Source organism: Rossellomorea aquimaris, assembly GCF_020172085.1.
GTDB lineage: Bacteria > Bacillota > Bacilli > Bacillales > Bacillaceae_B > Rossellomorea > Rossellomorea aquimaris_E.
On sequence record NZ_JAIVAT010000013.1, the window covers coordinates 50060 to 56785 of the forward strand.

General features: G+C 42.7%; 8 protein-coding genes and 1 rRNA gene. All 9 read right to left on the minus strand.

The annotated features are described in order from the left end of the window. Positions 1-451: 451 nt before the first annotated feature. On the minus strand, positions 452-832 hold the full coding sequence (yabA, locus tag LCL96_RS22925; protein ID WP_224945589.1) for a DNA replication initiation control protein YabA: 381 nt from the start codon (positions 830-832) through the stop codon (positions 452-454). 14 nt (positions 833-846) lie between these two features. Further along, positions 847-1674 carry a stage 0 sporulation family protein gene (locus LCL96_RS22930; RefSeq protein ID WP_219170339.1) on the minus strand — a complete coding sequence of 276 codons (828 nt, stop codon included), beginning with the start codon at positions 1672-1674 and terminating at the stop codon, positions 847-849. 7 nt (positions 1675-1681) lie between these two features. Continuing rightward, complete coding sequence (holB, locus tag LCL96_RS22935) at positions 1682-2665, minus strand: DNA polymerase III subunit delta' (RefSeq protein WP_224945590.1); 984 nt, start codon at positions 2663-2665, stop codon at positions 1682-1684. Between the two features lie 17 nt (positions 2666-2682). After that, positions 2683-3123: a YaaR family protein gene (locus LCL96_RS22940; RefSeq protein WP_224945592.1), complete on the minus strand. Its 441-nt coding sequence runs from the start codon at positions 3121-3123 to the stop codon at positions 2683-2685. Between the two features lie 15 nt (positions 3124-3138). Beyond that, positions 3139-3468 (minus strand): cyclic-di-AMP receptor, encoded by a 330-nt coding sequence (locus tag LCL96_RS22945; RefSeq protein WP_224945593.1) that lies wholly within the window; start codon positions 3466-3468, stop codon positions 3139-3141. Between the two features lie 131 nt (positions 3469-3599). Next, positions 3600-4232, minus strand: a complete 633-nt coding sequence (gene tmk, locus LCL96_RS22950) for a dTMP kinase (protein ID WP_224945594.1) — start codon at positions 4230-4232, stop codon at positions 3600-3602. Positions 4233-4246: 14 nt separating this feature from the next. Next, complete coding sequence (locus LCL96_RS22955; RefSeq protein WP_224945595.1) at positions 4247-5665, minus strand: aminotransferase class I/II-fold pyridoxal phosphate-dependent enzyme; 1419 nt, start codon at positions 5663-5665, stop codon at positions 4247-4249. Positions 5666-5820: 155 nt separating this feature from the next. Further along, positions 5821-6012: a sigma factor G inhibitor Gin gene (locus LCL96_RS22960; protein ID WP_224945596.1), complete on the minus strand. Its 192-nt coding sequence runs from the start codon at positions 6010-6012 to the stop codon at positions 5821-5823. A 596-nt stretch (positions 6013-6608) separates the two neighbouring features. Continuing rightward, a 5S ribosomal RNA gene (rrf, locus tag LCL96_RS22965) occupies positions 6609-6725 on the minus strand. Position 6726: the final 1 nt, after the last annotated feature.

Here is a 6726-nt window from a genome sequence, read left to right on the forward strand (position 1 = left end):
CCAGCTCCAGGGGCTTGGGGCTCGAGGTCTTAAGCCAATTAACCCAAAAAGGCAAAGAACGCCTTTCCGGGTTACTCGTCTTAAGCTTGTCGCCCCAGTACGAGCCCCTTCCGCTTTTCGATTGTCCAGCTCCGGCGGCTAGCCCCTCGAGGTCATAAGCTAAAGTGACCGAAAAGGCACAGAACGCCTTTCCGGCCACTTCATCTTACGCTTGTCGGGCCTGACCAAGCCGCCTACGCTTTTCGATTGTCTAGCTCCGGCGGCTAGCCCCTCGAGGTCATAAGTTAAAGTGACCGAAAAGGCACAGAACGCCTTTCCTGCCACTTCATCTTATGCTTGTCGGGCCTGACCAAGCCGCCTACGCTTTTCGAATAAAAAGGACCAATCCCACTAGACATGGATCAGTCCTTCTTGTGATTTGTATGCTGTTTCGGGAGGATGAGGTGCTCCTCTATTTCTTGTTTAAGAAAGAAAGGCAGAATAAGCAGTCTTCATCCTTCCGGGGACTTCCGAAATGTATGTTACAAATATGAAATCCTTCCTGGTATAATCGGGCTAGATTGTCATAGCCTTCTCCGATATCCAGTGTTTTATCTTCTAAGTCTATGTCTGACTCACTCGTCGTACCCGCATCGCTGTTTTTTTGTACCTTTTTAGGTGAGTTCTCTGTTTGTTCCAGTCTACGGCGCAAATGCTCATTTTCAAGCTTCAAAGAGTTATTCTCCTCTAACATCTCAGCTAGGCATTGTTTGAGCTCACCCAATTGATGATATAAATGACCAATTTGTTGTTCCATGTTACTGACTGAATCAAAGAACTCTTTCTTATCCACGACACTACACCCCGTTACTCTGTGGCTTGGAATGATACGGCACCCTCGTTCATAATTTCATCTAATGTAAATTCCAGAACCCGTTCTTCTTCTTTGATTTCTACCTGAAGAATACGCTCAAGAATATTAAGACCTACCACTTTACCTTTCCCATTAGGTGTCTTAATCACTTCTCCGATATCAGGTAATTCTTCTTTTGCTGCTTCATATTCGTCGTTCTCATATTTCAGACAGCACATTAAACGTCCGCATAAACCTGAAATCTTCGTTGGATTAAGAGATAGATTTTGATCCTTCGCCATCTTTATGGATACAGGTTCAAAATCCCCTAAAAAGGTTGAACAACATAGCATGCGGCCACAAGGACCAATACCACCCAGCATTTTTGCTTCGTCACGAACGCCAATCTGACGAAGTTCAATACGCGTACGGAAAATGGAGGCCAGATCTTTCACCAGCTCCCGGAAATCAACACGTCCATCAGCCGTAAAATAGAATATGACTTTATTACGATCGAATGTATATTCTACATCTACCAATTTCATATCTAATTGATGCTGATTAATTTTATCACAACATACGTTATAGGCTTCCGTTGCAGACGACTTGTTCTCATCTACAATCAAACGATCCTTTTGATCTGCGATCCGGATCACTTTTTTCAAAGGAAGCACTACATCGTTTTCTCCGACTTGCTTTCTCTCTACGACTACTTTACCGAATTCGACTCCGCGAACGGTTTCAACGATTACATAGCAATCTTTTTGAATGTCCAGTTCACCGGGATCGAAATAATAGATTTTACCCGCTTTTTTAAAGCGAACTCCTACAACATCGTACAAAGGACCATCACCCCTGCAGTTTTAGCATAAGCTGTTCTACTAGCAGCTGCGAATTCATATTGGCGTTTAATTTGCGTTTTGCTTCAAGGATCACCGTCATATTAGTAGAAAGACGATTGGTTGATACTTGAAGTGCGTTTGATTTCCAGTTTTCCTTTTGGTCCGGGTACACGAGCTGTTCTTCTTTTCCCAGCTGGATATGAAGTAAGTCTTTATATATTAGAAGTAAAAGATCCAAAGCTCGATCGACTTGATCTTTTTCTTTGAAGTGCTGTACAAAATCCTCTTGTATTTTGACCATTGCTTGGAAGGGACTTTTTTGGAGGACTTCATATAATTTTAACACTATTATTCTTGCTTGTGCAAACCACTCATTTTGACATATTTCTACAGCTTCCTCATAATGATTGGTTAAGTTTGCTGCGAGAGTGGCAAAATGTGGTTGTATTCCTTCTTCCATTAATTGTTTCGTCAGTTGTTCTTTCGGTAACGGCTTAAATGAAATCGTCTGGCACCTTGAAAGGATCGTAGGCAAGATCCTATGAATATTTTCAGTAATCAGAATCGCGGTTGTATCCGCTAACGGTTCTTCAAGAAACTTTAGTAGGCTATTAGCCGCATTAGCTGTCATTTTATCTCCATGGACAATGATGTAAATCTTCTTCTTGGATTCTACACCCGTCTTCGAGAATTCTTCTTGCAGACTTTTTATTTGGTCCTTCTTTATGGATAGACCATCAGGCTCGACGATATGGAGATCCGGATGATTTCCGTGATTAATTCTTTTACAGTTGTTGCACTCTTCACACGGCTTACCGTCCACCCGGTTCAGGCAAAGCAGTGCTTTGGCGAACAGGATGCTCATTTCTTTCTTTCGTGTCCCTTTTTCACCCTCAAATAAATAAGCATGAGCGACACGATCCTTCAATATACTATTCTGCAGCATCTGAAGGACGACGGGCTGAAATGGTTGTATCTCTTCAAACAACATGTCTTAACATCACTCTCTTACATATAAAGATTAATAAGGAGACCTTTTATTTCCCCGATCTTTCCTAATATATCAATGGATTTCTTCTCTTTATCCAACACATCTTCAGTTAAACCAACAAGATGCTGATCAACTGTTTCGACGATATTAAGCTTTCGTCCCTCTCCATACTGATTCCATGTATGGGATTGCTTCAAGTCCATTCCAAAATCAACGGCTTCCCGCACAAACTTCTTGACCAATGTTTTATACTTGGCAAGATCTTTGAACGTCCTGGACTTTGCTAAACGGCTTCCTGCATCTTCTATCGTCACAAGAAGCTTATTGAGCTGGTCCATCTGCATCTTCTGATCATGCTTCTGAACAAGCTGCCCGAACTTGACTTGACCAGAATTGACAGATCTCTGGTCTTTCGCGACATTATCTAAAGACACACGGTGGTCTTGGTTAATTTTCATACGTTGAACCTCACTTTAGAACTGATGAAACTGATCGACAGGGAGAACGAAAACCGTTGCTCCACCTACAGCCACTTCAACAGGATAAGGCACATAGGAATCTGCATTTCCTCCCATAGGGGATACAGGTGCCACCATTTGGTCACGGGACTGACAATTTTCTTTAATGACCTGTAACGCCTTCTCCACACGGATATCCTCCGTACCAATAATGAATGTGGTATTACCGGACTTCAAAAACCCACCGGTACTCGCTAATTTTGTCGAACGAAAATTATGTTCCATCAGGGCATTAGACAAACGATTGCTATCTTTATCCTGCACAACTGCCATAATTACCTTCATGAATGATTCCTCCGTTATAAAGCCATTTACTTCCTTCTATTATATCATTGAAAGGACTCCAATGCTTCATCTAAAAAAGAGACGGACTTCTTAGCATAGATGTTTGCTTAGAAGTCCGTCCTCTTATTCTCTTACTTGTTCAAGTAACCCGTCACGATTTCATATGCATCCGCTAACACGGCTTCCTTACTCTTACTCGCATCGATGACCTGGATACGATCCGGATACTGTTTGATTAATTTCTGATATCCATCCCAGACACGGGTATGAAAATCCATTGATTCCAGATCTAAACGATTCACTTCTCTACCATTATGTTTAGCAATTCTCTTTAACCCTTCTTCAGGATCGATATCAAAGTAAAGCGTTAAATCCGGCATTCTATCCTCAATCGCAAATTGATTGATATTCATGACTTCTTCCATCCCGATTCCACGGGCATTCCCCTGGTACGCGAGGGAGCTGTCAATGAAGCGATCACAAATGACGACCTTTCCTTCGTTAAGGGCCGGGATCACCTTCTCCACCAGATGCTGCCGTCTCGCAGCGGCATATAACAGAGCTTCCGTCCGCATATCCATTTCGGTATTGTCTGTATTTAATATGACTTTCCTTATCTGCTCGGCAATTGAAATGCCCCCAGGTTCCCTCGTCTGAACAACATCCAATCCATCCTGCTTCAGTTGTTGATATAACTCTGATAATATCGTTGATTTCCCGGCTCCCTCGGGGCCTTCAACGGTAATGAACAATCCTTTTGTCATCTATTTCCCTCCGCTTATCGATATACAAACACACAGCGGTCAACCAAACGATGATGACCTTGTATATTTGCCTTATTCACTATATACTCATTTAACCGCCAGATTACCTCGGCTGAGATCCTTTCACCAGGTACCAACAGAGGAATTCCTGGTGGATAAGGCGTCACCATTCCAGCCGAAATCTCACCTTCCGCCTCATCCAGTGAAACAAGGACTTCCGTCTTCGCGTCCATTTCCTCAAGCGCCAACTCTAAGGTGGAGAAGTGGGATTCCCTTACTGAATGCTTTGGACGTATGACCGGGCTCACCTCTACAACCGGTACATTCTCAAGCGCCCTGGATATCCTTTTGACCGCCTCTTCGTATGGAAACGAAAGTCCCCTCTTTACAAGAGGAAGGATCAGTAATACTTGTGAAGGATCAGCAAGTTCAGGGAAAATCCCTTCTGACTCTAGCCATTCCTGCAGCACATATCCCGTCCGTCCCTCAAGCTTCAAGATAAGCTTTAAGGGATCATGTGACTGTTCAACAATCAGCTGAGGATGAATCTCCTCGACTGCTTGCAAAAAACGGCTGACTTCCTGAAGCGTTTGATCCAAATCTTCTTCAGAAAACGTCCCGACATATGATCTCGCATAATCAAGTGATGCCATAATCGGATACGACGGACTACTTGATTGTAGCATAGCTAAATACTCTTTTACCTTACGCCCATTCACCCGATTACTTCCAATATGTAAATACGACCCCATCGTCATGGCCGGAAGCATCTTATGTGCCGATTGAATCACAATATCTGCCCCACAATCCAAAGCAGTCTCAGGAAAAGGTGTGCCCAAAGTAAAATGAGCTCCGTGGGCCTCATCAATGATACACGTGACATCGTATTTATGTAACTCTTCCATTATCTTTCTAATATTATAGGCGTATCCATAATAAGTCGGATACGTCAGTACGCATGCTTTCACATGCGGGAACGCCAACAGCGCCTTCTTCACGGAATCAAACCGAACACCAAGGGAAGTCCCTGCCTGATCCCACTCTGTTTCGATGAATACCGGAACAGCCCGGGCAAGTTTGATACCATTCAACACTGACTTATGACAGTTCCGTTGAACAAACACGATATCCCCAGGTTCACAGGAAGAAAGAATCGCCGCGATATTCCCGACTGTACTCCCATTCACCAAAAAATAACTCTTCAATGAACCATATACATCCGCAAGCATGTCCTCAGCTTCCGCTATCGCCCCATGCGGATCATGTAAATCATCCAGTCCGCTTAACTCTGTAAGATCCCCTTGATAAAAAGAATGATTTCCCATCATCATTAATCCGTTCTTATGCCCCGGCACATGAAATGAAATAGGGTTAACGGACCGATGTCCTTCTATCGCTTCAATAAGCGGGGTTCGTGTATGATCTCGCTTCATTCAACGTATCTCCTCAATAAAAATATCCATACATATCGTATCACACCCGTGCTCCTCAATGGGCTGGATAATTCAAATCTTATCGATTGTAAACGTATGAACCTAGGAAACTGGCAATATTGACAAAAAAAATCATAACCATGTATACATTCTGGTTATGAGTAGATTTGAGGAGTATTCACTTTTTTCAGCCTTTGAATAAACGTTTTATACAAAGGATCATTCGTTTCTGTATGAACCATTTCATTCTCACATTCTGTGCAGATAAACGATGTGTATAGATGGATTCCAACCTTCTTCTCAACGTGACATACGATACACTCTTCCAAAGCAGCCTTACGCTCCATAGGGCTCTCCACCTCCATACAATCAATTCTGCCTCAAAACCACTAATTGTATACATTATTTTAAACATTTAAACTGACAGAATAATCAAGTGTACTCTAATCTTATGTAACTGTCACCATGTCTGTGTATGTCTCTCTAAAAAAGATTGTGAAAAGATGTTGGCATATTGGTGGCACGCCTTGATAATGTTTTAGATTGGGAGAGGGGAATGTGTTGATTTTGTTGGTTGGGGTATGAGTAGGGGATCTGGTGGTAAACGGGGAGATTAAGATGGAAATCTGGAGAAAATAAGGTCATTTCGAGCAAGTTCAGAGCAGAGTTGACGGGGAAATGAGCTTTTTGAGGACTTTTGATGGGAAGTTGTAACATTAGAATGGACTTGCTTGGTGAGGATTGCGTCTTTTTTATCTTTTTTGCGTCATTATCGGAGGGAATTGCGTCATAATTTTATTATTTGCGTCGTTTTCGGTGATATTTGCGTCACTTTTTTGTTATATGCGTCTTTTACCAATTATTACCCAAACACGAAACACCACCTACCCATTCGCATTAATCAAAAAAGAGTAACTCACAATGAGCTACTCTTTTTCTATTTGCCTGGCGACGTCCTACTCTCACAGGGGGAGATCCCCCAACTACCATCGGCGCTGAAGAGCTTAACTTCCGTGTTCGGCATGGGAACGGGTGTGACCTCTTCGCCATTATCACCAGAC

Coding starts and splice junctions, on each gene's coding strand:
- holB (WP_224945590.1), bottom strand. CDS start 2,665: ATGTTGTTTGAAGAGATACAACCATTTCAGCCCGTCGTCCTTCAGATG.
- LCL96_RS22940 (WP_224945592.1), bottom strand. CDS start 3,123: ATGAAAATTAACCAAGACCACCGTGTGTCTTTAGATAATGTCGCGAAA.
- LCL96_RS22945 (WP_224945593.1), bottom strand. CDS start 3,468: ATGAAGGTAATTATGGCAGTTGTGCAGGATAAAGATAGCAATCGTTTG.
- tmk (WP_224945594.1), bottom strand. CDS start 4,232: ATGACAAAAGGATTGTTCATTACCGTTGAAGGCCCCGAGGGAGCCGGG.
- LCL96_RS22955 (WP_224945595.1), bottom strand. CDS start 5,665: ATGAAGCGAGATCATACACGAACCCCGCTTATTGAAGCGATAGAAGGA.
- LCL96_RS22960 (WP_224945596.1), bottom strand. CDS start 6,012: ATGGAGCGTAAGGCTGCTTTGGAAGAGTGTATCGTATGTCACGTTGAG.